The sequence below is a fragment of the Wolbachia endosymbiont of Drosophila tristis genome (assembly GCF_028981745.1).
GTDB lineage: Bacteria > Pseudomonadota > Alphaproteobacteria > Rickettsiales > Anaplasmataceae > Wolbachia > Wolbachia pipientis.
The window spans coordinates 1-14,794 of the sequence record NZ_JAPQLN010000073.1; the positions used below are offsets into that span (position 1 = coordinate 1).

Annotated in this window: 10 protein-coding genes and 3 pseudogenes; 8 read left to right on the forward strand and 5 right to left on the reverse strand. The window is 34.6% G+C overall.

Annotation, left to right across the window (positions count from 1 at the left end; translation table 11 throughout):
- Positions 1 to 517: 517 nt before the first annotated feature.
- The 4 genes and pseudogenes from OZD64_RS02825 to OZD64_RS02840 form a co-directional block, all read left to right on the forward strand.
- The gene (locus OZD64_RS02825; protein WP_274999260.1) at positions 518 to 934 is read left to right on the forward strand and encodes a reverse transcriptase N-terminal domain-containing protein; all 417 of its coding nucleotides are present in this window, start codon (positions 518 to 520) and stop codon (positions 932 to 934) included.
- Between the two features lie 2 nt (positions 935 to 936).
- Positions 937 to 2,055 carry a reverse transcriptase domain-containing protein gene (locus OZD64_RS02830; protein ID WP_274999261.1) on the forward strand — a complete coding sequence of 373 codons (1,119 nt, stop codon included), beginning with the start codon at positions 937 to 939 and terminating at the stop codon, positions 2,053 to 2,055.
- Between the two features lie 246 nt (positions 2,056 to 2,301).
- A pseudogene (locus tag OZD64_RS02835) lies at positions 2,302 to 2,469 on the forward strand (ankyrin repeat domain-containing protein); the annotation flags it as partial.
- A 12-nt stretch (positions 2,470 to 2,481) separates the two neighbouring features.
- Positions 2,482 to 2,739 (forward strand): annotated as a pseudogene (locus OZD64_RS02840) (DUF2924 domain-containing protein); the annotation flags it as partial.
- Between the two features lie 517 nt (positions 2,740 to 3,256).
- Here OZD64_RS02840 and cifB read toward each other — a convergent pair.
- Both cifB and cifA read right to left on the reverse strand, forming a co-directional pair.
- Positions 3,257 to 6,757 (reverse strand): annotated as a pseudogene (cifB, locus tag OZD64_RS02845) (cytoplasmic incompatibility factor CifB).
- 75 nt (positions 6,758 to 6,832) lie between these two features.
- Entirely contained in the window at positions 6,833 to 8,257 is a 1,425-nt protein-coding gene (gene cifA / locus OZD64_RS02850; RefSeq protein ID WP_274999262.1) for a cytoplasmic incompatibility factor CifA, read from the reverse strand.
- 242 nt (positions 8,258 to 8,499) lie between these two features.
- Between cifA and OZD64_RS02855 the strand changes: the two genes are divergently transcribed.
- Together OZD64_RS02855 and OZD64_RS02860 are read left to right on the forward strand one after the other, a co-directional pair.
- The gene (locus OZD64_RS02855) at positions 8,500 to 8,784 is read left to right on the forward strand and encodes a hypothetical protein (protein ID WP_244263358.1); all 285 of its coding nucleotides are present in this window, start codon (positions 8,500 to 8,502) and stop codon (positions 8,782 to 8,784) included.
- 102 nt (positions 8,785 to 8,886) lie between these two features.
- The gene (locus OZD64_RS02860; protein ID WP_274999263.1) at positions 8,887 to 10,929 is read left to right on the forward strand and encodes a TomO hydrophobic C-terminal domain-containing protein; all 2,043 of its coding nucleotides are present in this window, start codon (positions 8,887 to 8,889) and stop codon (positions 10,927 to 10,929) included.
- A 702-nt stretch (positions 10,930 to 11,631) separates the two neighbouring features.
- Here the strand turns inward: OZD64_RS02860 and OZD64_RS02865 are convergent.
- Positions 11,632 to 12,171, reverse strand: coding sequence for a pyrimidine dimer DNA glycosylase/endonuclease V (locus tag OZD64_RS02865; protein ID WP_010082266.1), 540 nt, complete (start codon positions 12,169 to 12,171; stop codon positions 11,632 to 11,634).
- Positions 12,172 to 13,068 (reverse strand): Rpn family recombination-promoting nuclease/putative transposase, encoded by an 897-nt coding sequence (locus OZD64_RS02870; protein ID WP_038198913.1) that lies wholly within the window; start codon positions 13,066 to 13,068, stop codon positions 12,172 to 12,174.
- 129 nt (positions 13,069 to 13,197) lie between these two features.
- Between OZD64_RS02870 and wmk the strand changes: the two genes are divergently transcribed.
- Together wmk and OZD64_RS02880 are read left to right on the forward strand one after the other, a co-directional pair.
- Complete coding sequence (gene wmk / locus OZD64_RS02875) at positions 13,198 to 14,109, forward strand: WO male-killing family protein Wmk (RefSeq protein WP_010962718.1); 912 nt, start codon at positions 13,198 to 13,200, stop codon at positions 14,107 to 14,109.
- Positions 14,110 to 14,278: 169 nt separating this feature from the next.
- Positions 14,279 to 14,659 (forward strand): hypothetical protein, encoded by a 381-nt coding sequence (locus OZD64_RS02880; RefSeq protein ID WP_274999264.1) that lies wholly within the window; start codon positions 14,279 to 14,281, stop codon positions 14,657 to 14,659.
- Here the strand turns inward: OZD64_RS02880 and OZD64_RS02885 are convergent.
- Positions 14,634 to 14,794 (reverse strand): transposase (locus OZD64_RS02885; protein ID WP_274999147.1); only part of this gene is annotated, 161 nt, incomplete at its 5' end. The two genes, OZD64_RS02880 and OZD64_RS02885, sit on opposite strands and share 26 nt — an antisense overlap.

Sequence of the window (14,794 nt, forward strand, 5' to 3'; positions counted from 1 at the left end):
TGTATGGTGGGGTGCGACCCGAAAGTCGTGATTTTGTGGTGGTTAAATTCCATCTTCCCTAAACATCAGGGATAAAGTATGTCTCACATTTTAGAAAGTGGCAACTTCTGGGATGCAAGCATGAGACAAAAGCAGGTAATACTAAACCTTATGGTAAATCCCTGCGAACAGAGTTGGATAAGGTTACGAAAGGAACTTATGTTTGAATTGTCGTCAACATGAATATGCGAAATAAGGTTGATACGCATAGACCAAAATGGTAGAAGCGCAAAGAGGAATCAAGATCCTACCACTTGATTATGGATGTTCTCAGCTTCCGGCAAAAAAGTAAGAACCTAAGTCCAACATGAAACAAAATCATGGAACGGAGTAACCGCATAGATGCTCTTATATTTATTTAGATATAAGCAGGTAGCCAACCGTAAGCTTCTATGTGGAAGGATTGTTTAAGAAGCTAACGCCCAAAGTAATATTTGGGATATGCAGACGTAAACACTGTAATTTGGAAGGTAAAGTTATGAGTAGTAGTGAATATGTTATGAGCCAACAAAATGTTAGGTATGAATGGAATGAAATTTCTTGGCGTAAGCTGGAGAAATCTTCATTTAAGCTACAAAAACGAATTTACCAAGCTTCTAAATGTAATGATGTCAAAAAGATGCATAATCTTCAGAGATTATTACTCAAATCGACAAGTGCAAGAATGCTCGCAGTTAGAAGAGTAACACAGGACAATAGAGGGAAAAAGACTGCAGGTATTGATGAGAAAGCCAATCTCGACCAAAAAGAAAGAATGCAATTAGCAAATTCTATGGATTTAAGAGGAAGAGCAAAACCATCAAGACGAGTCTGGATACCAAAACCTGGCAAGCCATTGGAGCGTCGTCCCCTTGGTATTCCCACATATCGTGTCGAGCAAAACAAACACTTGTAAAAATGGCGTTGGAACCTGAATGGGAAGCAAAATTTGAGCCGAACACTTATGGTTTTAGACCTGGTAGATCTTGTCACGATGCTATGAAGGCCATATTCAATGCACTAAGTCAGAAAACAGCATATTGTTTAGATGCTGATATTTCAGGATGTTTCGATAATATTAAACACTATGCATTGCTTGAAAAACTCAATACCACACCAACATTAAGAAAAACAATAAAAGGATGGTTGAGAGCAGGAGTAATAGAAAATAGAATCTTCCAGCCAACTAAGAGTGGTACAATTCAAGGAGGAACTATCTCTCCATTATTGGCTTGTATAGCATTACACGGTATGGAACAATATATTAAAGAAGCATTAAAAAGTGAACTTTTTCTATATAGAAGAAGAAAGTATGGTACAGCATCGCAGCAACGGGCACAACAAGCTCTTAGTATAATTTTTTATGCTGATGATTTTGTTGTTATACATGAGAGTGAGGAGATCCTTATTAAGGCAAAGGTACTAATCGAAGAATGGTTAAAAATCATTGGACTAGAACTAAAACCTTCAAAAACAAGGATTTCCCATACTTTAGAAGGGGATAAACCAGGATTTGATTTTCTTGGATTTTCAATAAGACACTACCTAACAAGAAATAATAAGAAAGGTTACAAGTTATTAATCAAACCAAGTCGTGAATCTATAAAACAGCATAATTTCATTATCAAACATAAGATTAGAAAATTGAGGGGAGCAACACAAGAAATAGTAATTAAAGTACTTAATCCAATTATTAGAGGATGGAGTCAATATTACTCTTGTGTAGTTTCAAGTGAAACATTTAATCTTATTGACAGTGTAATGTTCAGAAAACTTTGGAAGTGGGCGTTATATAAACACCCAAACAAAGGAAAATGCTGGATCAAAAGAAAGTACTTCAAGAAGTATGGTAATGATAATTGGCGATTTATGACAAGTAACGAAGTGAATCTTATAAGACACGGAGATCATGTTATTAAGCGACATATCAAAGTGAAAGGAACCAAATCTCCATACGATGGTGATTGGGTTTACTGGGGGAATCGTCTTAATAGAATACTAGATAAATCACCGAGAGTAATAAAGCTGTTGAAGTGACAACAAGGCAAATGTGATCAATGTCAACTTTGGTTCAAGAGTGATGATATTCTAGAAATACACCATAAAGACCAAAATAGGAAAAATAATATGATCAAAAATTTATTATTATTACATGGACATTGTCACGATATTTTACACAGGAAGTGTGCATGACAAGCACCAAATTGCAGAGGAGCCGTATGACGGTAACCTGTCACGTACGGTTCTGCAGTCGAGTGGGGAGAGGTGACTTTCTCCACTTAGATAACGAAAGTGGAAATAGTAGAAGAGTTAATAAAAGCAGGGGCTGAAATAGAACAAGCAGATAAATTTGGGATGACAGCGATGGATTATGCGAAAAATAGTAAAGAGGTAACTGAAGTATTGAAGAAAGAAACAGACAGAATAGAAAAGTTATTTGAGAAATTATGAGAGGCTGAAAATATGGAAAGAAAGGAAGAAATAGAAAAGAAAGTAATGAATTTAGAGAAAAAAGCGTTGGAAGAGGTGAGGAAAATATGGAAAAAGGTATATGGAGAAGGAGCGCCTAGATACTCAAAGAAATACCTGATACCAAGATTAGCTTATAGAATGCAGGAAAAAGCGTACGGAGAAATATCAAGAAAAGGGGCAAAAAGACTAGAATACCTGGCAGATCGACTAGAGAAGGGAAAAAGGATAAGTAGCGATAAACTGCCAGTAGACCATCCCATCCCAAAGAAAAATGTTCTCACGGGTAGCGGTTTTTGTTGCTGGAAATGGTTGGATTATTTAAGTTATTAGCAATATATAATACTAAATTAATAGTAATTCATTTGAGAACAAAAAGAAAAATTTATGATAATTTTACATTTCAAATGGATATTGTTCTTTTTATAAAAAATATTCCTATACTATGTAAGGTCAAGTTCTAATCACATCAATTTTTCTTCCAAATTAAATCTTATCTTTTACAGTGGATCTTACGTTTAAATTATTTTATATCCAAAATTAAGGAAGTTATTCTAAACGGTACACAACTTCAGCATCTAAAGCTAGCTGATTTTAAGAAAATATCGCTCTCATGAATGTGCTTTACGGACAAAAGCTTTATTAATATCTTCTATATTATTGTTAATAAACAACCCCCCAAAAAAAATATGCAGAAATAAATTAAAAGACCCATTACAACCAACGCGTAAATATGGAGTAAAGAAATACTTCATTCACCTATTAACCTCTACCTACTGCCTCTACCATTGCTATGATCATAAACTCTATTCACTCCATCAATTTCATCCAATACAGATTGCGGACCAAAATCAATTGATATCACTCTTTCTCCGCCTAATTGCAATGCTCCCCCACCTCCACGCTGTGGATATTGGAGTTCTAAAAATTGTAATAGTAATGGATCAATTTCATGTTGAATTCCTGGACGACCTTGAATCAATCTACCCCTAGGAGAAGATAGAGAATCATTTTGGAATAATTGTGAAATATTTCTTCTCCGATTTCTAAAGTATTGTTCATTTCTTTGAGGTTGTCTAGTGTCATTTCCAATTCCTGCACTAAGAAGACCACGTATATAACCTATAATACCTTCACCTTTCTCTCCAAAGTTACTATTTCCCTGTAAAGCTTGATCAATAGCTTGGTTAATATCCCTAGCATTTTCGTATGCCCATATGCCACAATTATGGCCATCTGTTTGCTGATGAACGGAAACATCATGGACATTATCATCGCTAATATCACATTCTCTTAAAGCTCCTCGAATATTATTGTCAATACGACTATCTGGACCAAGTGAATCAGCATAATACCCATAATAATTTCCATTTTGGTGGACAATAACTAATGTAACCCAATGACGATTACCTACATTAATAATAGCAGTTAATCTATCTTTTTCACCCGAATCTACTTTTTGTTTAAAGTTATCTATGTTACTACTTAATAAGTCCCTACCTGTTGGATCATTTTGATTTCCATCGACTCCTACTGAAGTTATTGCAAAATCATGACGATCATTAGTTGGATTAGATCGATCATCATGGAAAGTATATTGTCGTGCAGCGAAAAACATGTCATGAGTTTGTAGCCAATAACGGAAATTTTGATTTTCTGTTGCAAAGTCTAGTGCAAGTAGATTATGCACATCTTCTATTTCACGAGCGTTGTTTCTACGAAGGATAGTGTTTATTTGTTGTAATATTCCTTGTGCTGTAGAAGTACCACCTCCCCTTATTCTTGACCTTAATGTTTCTATTGCCTGTGCTCTAGTACCTTGCAAGTAACTAAATGGAACGTGCAGATTATCATCTATATCAAGCAAAAAAATCGAGTTCTGTCCTGGTCTTTTTTCCATGTAAAAGCGCCTGAAATTTTCACGAGTTTGATCTGACAATAGATTTTCTGGTGGATTTTCATCAATAACACTTTCAGGTCCCACTAATACTTCTGGTCTTGAGTCATGACCACGACGATCAAGTCTATGTACATACACTGCTTGTTGTGGAAGAGATATAAAGTCTTCTGCTCTCTGTGCACCTCTATTAAATACAGCATAAGACAAAACCACCTCATTTCCAGAAGTAATAGGCAAATATCCCCTTTGTTTGCTCATCAATTCTGTTATTTTGTACCTTGCCTCGTCTTGCTCCTGTTCTACTTCTTCTGCATTATCAGCAAATCCTAATACATATCCAATTGGGTGAGTATCTGCTGTAGGTTGTCTTAATAATAGAAGACCTAGTCTCTGTTCTGTAACTCTTGTAAGTATTACCCTTTCTCCTTCTTCTTCCTGCCACCTTTTTAAACTATATGTTTGACCAACTTTATACATAGCAAGCACTTTATAAGGATTATCACTAGCATAAAATGTACCATGTAGTATAGAGCGAAACTTATCTTTGCTATTTACATCTATTATCATATTGCCATGCGTATCTTCTGGCATTAATACTGCAGAAATGTTTCTAAATAATTCTTGATGCTGAAATCTATCTTGCCAGCCATCATTCATAACTTGATTTAAAGCATTATGCACATTTCCAGCATTAGGCACTTGCACAAGATTACCACCAAGAAAATTATTTGCATTATTATTTTGGTAATTGTGATATAAACCAAGGTTATCTGTATGAATATTAAGGCCAAGTTGATTATTAAGTGTGCATGAAACTTCCCGTACATGAACATTATTTCCGTCAACATTAAGATCTTGTAAATTGATGGCTCCTTATTGTACAGCGTTGTTATCTCTAATATGAAGTATAACTATATCAGAACCTTGAGTATGGAAGACCATGGTTAAAGCATGATTCTCATCACCATATCTAAATATATACTTTCTTACACGTTGTTGAACTGCGTTTACTAATCTGAACTCTTCTAAAATACTATTCCCAAAAGCAAAACCAGTTATGCAGTCAAATATTCTGTTATAATTCTCTGCATTTCTTGGTATTTCGTTAGGAAGATGTTGAAGCAAGAAATCTCTAATATTTTCTCTAATTCCTTCATCCTCCAAACACTCAAATAATCTTTGTACCAAAGGAAATCTATTCTCTAAAAACTCTACTGTATCAATACTAAAAGGATCTATATTCAGATTAAAATTTAATCCAATACAAACAGCATTTCTTGATTCAGTGTGAATAGATATAAATGAAGAAGCATGTAATCTTTTAGCATCAGCTCTAGCGCGGTTTAATGCAATATCAGACGATGTCCTCCATCTAGTAACATTAATAACGATAGGAATGTTTTCTCTCTCTGCCTGATGACATATAAGAAAAGCAACATATGAATTTCCAGGAGACAAGTCAAGGTCAATATCTATTGTGTAGAGATGAATAAAATTTGCCAACAAACCTAAGAAAAATCCGTGACTCTCAAACTTTTGACTGCGATTTTGAATGTCATTTTGTAGGCTGCCTAGGTAACTACGATAGATTCGAGTTATGTATGGCAAAATTCCTTCATTTATTCCACGTTCTATATTTATTCTTTGGTTACTTGCTAGCACTTCCATAAAACTGAAAATCCCTTGCTGACCCGGTGCAACTTGCACAAAATTGACCAAATGACCAAGCTGTACTCTCTGATCTTGATTGAGTCGTATACTTCCTATTTCCTTAACTGTCAACAAACTGCGTGGCGCAGGCGCATTAATCCCATTAAGCCTATTGCGTTCTATATGCCTAAGAAGGCTAATCTCAGACGCTGAATATTTAGCAAATCTATCTCTACTTTGAGAATCTTTTTCACGAATCACCTCGAATACTGTTGCAATCGCCTCTCCCTGACTCTTGCCCTTTCCATGCATGCATACTTTGTATTGCTCAAAATTTAGGTCTTCTTCCCTTAAATTTGGATTTTGCCCTCTAATCTCTCGCACTAGAGCATTTCTTTCCCTTGTACTGAACCTTAACCCATCACTATTAAGACGATCAGAAATACTGTAGCATCTGACAACTTGCTGTCCGTCACGATAAACAGCGACTTTTAGGTTCCCTGTATTTCTATTTCTACCACCTGTATCAATACCATGATTATCAAAACGAAAATACACTCTCTCATTTGCTTTTAAGATATTAGCATCATGAGCAGTAGCAAACATACTGAAAAAGAATACAGGAAGGAAACGTCCTGTACTTACATGATACAAGAAAAATGGACATTGATCTAAAAAGGATTCAAACTCTTGTCTAAAACCATCAAGATCTCCATCCACTAAACTTCTTATTAAAGACACAAAGCACCTCTCTATTTGCTAAGACCAGAAAAACCACTCACATTAATGAGTAGACTAGATTCTTCTTTTCTTATGAGAACCAGAAATACCACTCACACTAGGAGCTTCAAACTCAGACTGTGGGCCATCACCAGAACCATCAAGTGGCAAAGATACCTTAGATTGAGACCGCAAATTATTCCAAGGACCATCACCTACAGAAGGTAAAGTTACTTTCTCTAACTGAAGAAATAACTCTTCTGCAAACTTGCCGTAATCTACACCTTTCCTCTTTCCTTCCCTACCACATATTCTAAGATTTTCTATCATGACTTCTTTAAAAAGGTCAAACTTTTCAGGAAAGCAACCTTTGGCAAATGAAATCATATCTAATATTTCTTCTTTCTCTATTTCCCTATCGGGCTTACAAACATCTTCTCGTTTCCAATTAATGATTAATCCCCCAAGTACACTCTTTATAGGAACTGTATAATTAGAAGTATTAACAGAGGTCTCTCTGTATTCAGCAAAGCGTTCACATTTCCAAATCTCCATAATAAGGGATCTAGCTTGAACACTTAACTCAGGATTTTTCAACATCACATTTGAAAGTGAATAAAGAAAAAGTTCATAGTCTTGCTGTGAGAATATCTTGTCCGAACAGTCTCCTCCTGCTGAAACGCCTTTATAACACCAGCACTGTACCAAATCATGAACCGTATCAAAAAAACATGACTCTATTAATTCAGCAAGAAGGGAATATACTCCCTTATCTTTCTGCAATAATTTCTGTAAAAGAGTATCTTTATCGCCTATATTCCTTACACAAAAATCTAAAATAGGAGCGTCTCTCTTAACAGATTGAGGACGAGAAAGAGCAACAATAGCTTCTGTAAGCTTCTTCTCCTTATCTTTTTCCTCTAACTGATTATAAAAATACTCTACCCCTTCGCTCCACTTAAGTTTTACAGTACTGTCAAAACCTTCTACTGCATCATACTTCTTTAATTCCCCAGATTCTCTATCGATCCAGAAATCAAACACAGGACCATTTCTCTTCATGGATGATAGCAGAATGTTTCTTACATATTGATCACTGATCGGATTACCTTGACTATCTACCTCTTCTGAAGTAAATTGACCTCTAGAGGTTACAAACTGTTTGTTGAAAAAATCACCTATCTTGCCCGTTATACAGTACCTAGATGCCATACCATACCTTGGTAGTGGGTTATCGATTTCTCCTATTTTCTCTTCAGTCAATTTCTGACCTAAAACAGTATTATTTAACCTTGTACCTAACCAACAACCTTCATCTCGAAAAACATTATATAAGAATTCCAGCTTATCATCCTTAAAAAGTTTGATATACTCTATATAGGTCTCGACCCACCTTTTAATAGCTAACTTTCTTCCAGCCGCAATGTCACGATCTGTATGTTTTATCACATCTTGTAGCTTTTTAAGCACTTCAGCCTGACGTTTTGTTTCTATTGGCATTTAAACCTCCCTATATCATGAAAACAACTCTATGGTACTAAATTTGTAACTAAGTTACAACACCTAATTACTCCAGAAAGACCTATTTGATACCCAAACGTTCTGGTCAGGCCTAGAGAAATCTGTCTGGAATTATTGAGTATTTTCTAGAAATCTTAATTTGACAGCTAACACCAGGTTTTCTGGAGACTATAGGTGATGCACTTTTTCTATTTATATTCCCAAGAATAAGGTCAGTAGATATGTTGTTTTCCAGAAGAATATTAGTAAGATTAATTGGAGAAGTGCTTATGACTTTAACTAAGTGTGTTTTAACTTCGCCCTTAAGTTCTGTTCAGCAGTATCTGTTAGTGTTAGGTAAGGTTATGGTTGTAAATACAAAATCCGATCAGCAGAGGGCTGAAGATGATCTATATACTGTTTTGAGATTCAAAGAAAAAGGAGATTTTGAAAGACGGATAAGAGAACTGCTTGTTAACGATTATAAGAAACTTAAAAAACCACTGAGCAAACTCCTTGGTAAGTGAGAAAGTAAAATAAGGACTGATAAAGAGAATAACCAAGCAGCCAGAAACGTTTATGATCAAATCAAAAAATCTAAAACTAATGAAGATAAATTAAGTAATTTATTGAACTTTAAAAAACAGCTAAAAGCTTTCCTAAAAAATCAAGATGATTGTAGTATTGTGTTAAATGCGATTGACTCTGCAAGTGTTATCCCTGTTATTGAAGTTAATGGTGTGCATCCAAAAGATAGTGAGATCAAAAAGTTAAAAAAAGCTCAACCTCTCACCTCTAACAGACAAGACTTTGAAGAAGCTCTAGGATACATAGAATCACAAGAAAAAGTTATGGGGATTACATTAGAGGAAATTATGGAATACAAGCAACACTCTGTTAAGATTTTTCTACTGAACCGTGTTCATTCATGCAAAAATGGGCATTCTCAATTGCATCCTGATGTAAAAGAAGCTATAGCAATATTATCAAATGATAAGCTGAGAGCTTTCTACGATGAAGAAGTAAAGAAGAAGACGCTACAACCAATATTGTCCTACAAAGAATGTGAACAATTATATGATAAAATTAACTATGAAAAAAATGAATCTCGTATTATAATCGAAAGAGAAGAACTTGGAGAGAATGTTAGGAGGGTAATGGGAGTGAAGCGCTTTACGAATAAAAGCAGTAGAGAAGATCAGAAAAATGGTACTAGTCCAACAGGAACTTCTACAAATTATAGACAAGAGCAAGTTGCCTCTAGTGGTGATAGAACACTTTATAATAGTGATATACCTTCACTAGGTAGATCGATTAAGAGCAGCCGAAGTGCACTGTTTATGCCATTTGGAGCTTCTGTTGATACGAGTACCCCGATTAAACCTGCCAATCCATCTAACCTAGTTACCACTGGTGAGAATTATACTAGTAATGCAGATCTGAGTGATGAATTGAACGTAAGTGAAGTAACTAAAATTGTTGAACGAATGGAGCTATTATCCAATAGTTTAAAAAAAATCCAAGAAATTGTGGAAAAGCTGGGTAATACTACACTAAGTGAAGAAGTGATAGTTCATGAGAGACATTTCAAAAAGTTTATGGATTTTGTAGGAGAAATTCTCGTAGATATTGGTACAAGATTACCACAAAGTGATTCTAAAAGCATGTATCTTGAACAAAAATTGAAGGGATTGGAAAAGATGCATGAATTCTTAGATAACAGTGTTCAAGAGTTAGAGAAAAAAGTAGATAAACTTGAAAAAGAGAATAAAGATTTTCTAGCAGAAAATGATGAACTTAAGGAAAAACTTGCTACAGCGAAAGAAGAAAAGGAATTGCTATTTAATAAAAAAGAAAAGATGCAGGAAGTTATAAATGGGCTGAATGAGAACAATCAACGATTAATGCAAAAAATAAATGAGTTAGAAGATGATTATGAGTATTTGTTAAGAGCGGAAAAGACAAAAAGAGAAACCGAAGATTCGTGTATAAAAGTGGAGGATGCAGATATACCGGAAGGAAAAGCTGAGTTATGTAAAGACTATGCAATTAAACTAGTAAAGCTGGAACAAGAGATAGATGCAAAAGGGAAACAATGTGAGGAATTGCTATTAGAAAATAGTATATTACGAGGAAATATAGAACGATTAAAGGAAGAGAATAAACGATTAGAAGGCATTGAAGAAAGCTTTAGTATCGATCCCTCACATTTTTGCTCTGTAAAAAATTTGCATGATGAGCTTATTCTAGCTAATGAACAGCCGGAAAATATTGATATATCAATCCAGGATGAGATGGATTCAAAAGTTGCCACTGAGTCTGTGGGTGTTAATGTAAAACAAGGTTATAGTAAAAGGACTAGCAACCTATCTCGAGTCTCTGAACAAAGTTCAGCAGTAAAATCTCAATTCTCAGAAGCAAGAGCTCAGAGTAGAAAGCAAATAATTTATGCCTCTGCTTCTCTTATATTATCTGGAGTATTTGCTGTTGGCACAAGTTTAACAATGTCTCATTTAGGAATATCTATTTCACTTGCTTTGACTGCATTAACTTTCCTTACATTGGGATGTTATTGTTCATATAAGGCAAGTACAACGCTTAGGAATATTGAACTTGATCGAACTTTTAAAATGGCTGATCATGAAGCTGTTTTTATGGTTCCCAGCTTATAACTATGTGGAAAAATATATTGTTTTACTCACCCCAAGAAAAGAGATAATGGGAAAGATAAAAAGGTCTATCAGTTCTCGGTGCGGCAGATTAATTTCTGACGGTGATATAGAGCATTACTTATTTCTCTAGAGAATAGGGAATTGGCGAATAGAGTTCTAGGTGTAGAAGGAGATATAGATGAAGAAAAGACCAGATTTAGTAGAAAAATATAAGGGCTTCTTTGTAAATGATAGTAAGGGAACAGCAAAGTAGTTATATTAAGGGACTGGTTTTATGTTCTGAACTCAGATTTTCGTTAGGTTATAAAAGAAGTAATATCGAGACCTTACTTTGAAATTCCAGATTATCAGAGTACTTTGCTCTTCTGAAGTGAGTGATGTTGGAATACCTCTGGATCGCAGTACTAATAACCAAAATTAAAGAGTAAATAGTTTATAATTTAAGTATTTATAATAGAGAAATTAGCATGTATCTAAATTTGAGCAGCAAATACCTTGAAATTACCATCAATTCAGTAAAATTGAAGAGTTTTAATGGTTTAATCATGTAAAGTATTCAATAAACTGCCGTTTTTAAATTTTATCAGACTCAGTTAAAAGAGTGGAGATTTTAATGATTTACCTCAAATCTAATTAAGAGTTAAAGTGAGAAGATGTTTTAGTTTTTATGCACCTTCCTCTCTACTAATTAAGGCGTTCTTTTTATTTGCGGCTTTTCAGACGTACGATTCTGCTTAGCAACCAATCCGGTACTTCTCTACCCTTTTCCCACTTAGCAAACCTCATCTTTTCTTTTAGGTAGTACTCTCTGTAAGCTTTTACTGAATGACTAGACTTATATTGATCTGGTAACGCCTGTACAAAAGGCTTTATATCGGTTGATTGAAAAACAAGCAAATTCTTATTACTATCACACCAATCTATAACTTCTTCTGATCTATGTTTTCTTTTATATCGCCAAGTATACTCTTTGCACAGCTCCCTTCCGTATTTTATTAACCAGAAAAAGTTCCCTTTGGATTGTCTAGCCCATAGAGAACAAGGGTGGTTTTTGTGAGTAAGTTTATATGGAACTTCTATATTCTGGTCTGTGATGCTGACTAAAGGATTTGGCACTTTTAATGCTATTGAAAAAACATTACTCAGTAACTGAGCAGTTTCTAATAGCATTTTTACTATATGCTTATCACATAACATTTTTGCCGCAATCTCTGGGTTTTCATCTAGTACAAAGATGTTCATCTAAACATCCAAAGAGCTTAAGTCTTTAATTTCATTAGCTGTAAGACCAGTAGTTTGAGCTATGATATCAATAGAAACTCCTGCTTTAAGTAGATTCTTTGCAACTTCAATTTCCCTCTCTTTTCTGCCTTTTTCATGTCCGATGAGGATGCCTTTTGCAGTAGCATCATCAAGTTTTTGAGCAAGGACAGCCTGTTCATCAAGAATACGTTTTATTTCCTGTTCATAGGCAATAAATTCTTTTTCTGACCAGTTGAACCTATTTAGTTCTTCATAGGCCTTTTTAATTATTAGATCACTACCTATTATTTTTTCCAGCTCTTCTTCACTAGTCTCATCTGCATATTTAAAGAAGTAGACCCATTTCTCAACAATACTTGAAAGCTGATCTTCTTTGGTTTTTGGAAATTTAGGCAACTCAATAAATATAAAGTAAAAATCTTTTAGATCATGTTCATGAGTATCTTCATCGCGAATGGTATGCTTTGACTTATACTCAGACTTATCAGGAAATAAAATACAGTCTGCTATAGCAATAAAGATAATTTCCTTAAGGTCATGATATTGATCGCCTTTGTCAGCCTGTCTTGAATAGGCTTTAGCAGCATAGTATTGAGCACGTTTTTCAAAGCCCTTAGTTTTAGCGACCTGCATTTCGACTATCACTTGCAGCCCATTTTTATCTCTACAAAGAACATCAACAATGCTTTGTTTTTTAGAAGCAATATCAGGATCTTGAATAGTACTTAAAAACTCTATATCCTGTATTGCATTTGTTCCAGCAAAGCCGAGAATATCATTAAGAAAGTGAATAAGGATATCTTTATTTTTTTCAGTACCAAAGATGCGCTTGAACGATATATCATTCTTGGGATCGAGAAACTTCGAAAGAGCCATAGGAAATCCACTTAAAAAGCATTAATAATTATACACAATTGTGAAGAAATATTCAACTAAAATTCAAACATAGAAAGAAGCATCCCTTTTGTATATCTTTATTTGGTAGTATTAACCTGTATAATATTTATGGCAAATATCTCGATAAGGTACAAAATAGCACAAAAAGTAAGGAGCTGGAGGTTAAAGCGAGGTTATACTCAAAAAGATTTAGCGGGAAAAATTGGCGTAACGTATCAAGTAGTACTACAATATGAAAAAGGAACACGTAAAATTTCGATTGAGAAATTGTATGCTATAGCAGAAGTGTTATCGGTTGGCATCATAGATCTTATTCCTGTATCAAGTGAAAAAATTTGCCTTAAAAACGAAGAAGAGGAAATATTAAATCTAGTAAGAAAATATAAAACGATTAATGATCAAGAGTTGCGCAAGGTGTTTTACTTGCTAACAAAATTTACCCGAGTTGGTGAGAAAAGTAGTAAAAAAGCAGAGAAGGTAAAAATTGCAAAGGGTATGGTTAAAGCAGGAATTTCTGTTGATATTGTTTCACAAGCAATTGGCCTCTCTGCTAATGAGTGTGTTGAAGAAAAAACAGGTTCTATCTACTACCAAATAGGAAAAAAGATAAAAGAATGGAGGCTGGTGAGAGAGTATACTCAAAAGGATTTGGCTGAGAAAATGGATACAACACGTGATGAAATAAGCAACTATGAGCAAGGACGTGTGGCCATTCCACTGGAAAAATTATATGCAATAGCAGAAACATTATCAATTAGCATTACAGATCTGCTCATAGAGGAAGATGAGATAGTAGAAAGTGAGCTACCTGATTTAATAAAAGAATACAAAAAAATTGAGAGTCAAGAATTACGCTATGCGCTAATAAAATCTCTGTTTGAAAGCATACAAATTTGCGAAGAAAAAGTGAAAAGAGCAGAAAAGATGAAAATTGCAAAGGATTTAGTGAAAGGAGGAATTTCTACCGATATTATTTTGCAAATAACAGGCCTCTCTTTAGGCGAAATTCAACAGATTTAAAATAAAAAATCAGTATATATTAATATCTTTACTCTTGGATGAAAAAATAAGTAAAAAAGATTGAGAAATTGATTTGACTTCACTCGAAAGCTATGGCTTTATGCCAATGCTGATAAAAAACAGCAGTAAATATCTAAAAAAAGTTTGTTGTTAGTGAAAGGTAAATTATATGAATAAAAGTAAAGAAGAAATCGAATTCAGAATATTAGAAAGCAAAGGCAAAGCACTACTTGATCGTGAAATAATGGAAACGTTTCTAAGTGCAGTACATGAAAGCCCACAGGCTCAAGAAATTGCTAAAAATTTGGTGAATACTTATACAGGAGTAGGAAGGATTTTAGGTAGAGAAATGGATGACCTGAAAGTTATAGAAGGAGTAACTGATTCTGCAGTAGCAATGATTATGTGTGTTAAGGAAACACTAGAAAGGGTACTGAAAGAAAAGCTTAAGAGTGAGCCAATCATGGACTTACAAGGGATAGTAGAGTACTTAAACGTAAGAGGTTGTCCGGAAACAAGTAAATTCAAGCATATTCCCTCTTTAACATAACCCTACTCATAGCTAGGTATATGAAATTCTCAGTGGATGTTGTGAGTAAATCATACTCCTTCGATAGCCTTCTATTCCTATTAACCCAAGCAAAAGTCCTTTCTACAACCCATCTTCTTGGCTGTACTTTAAACC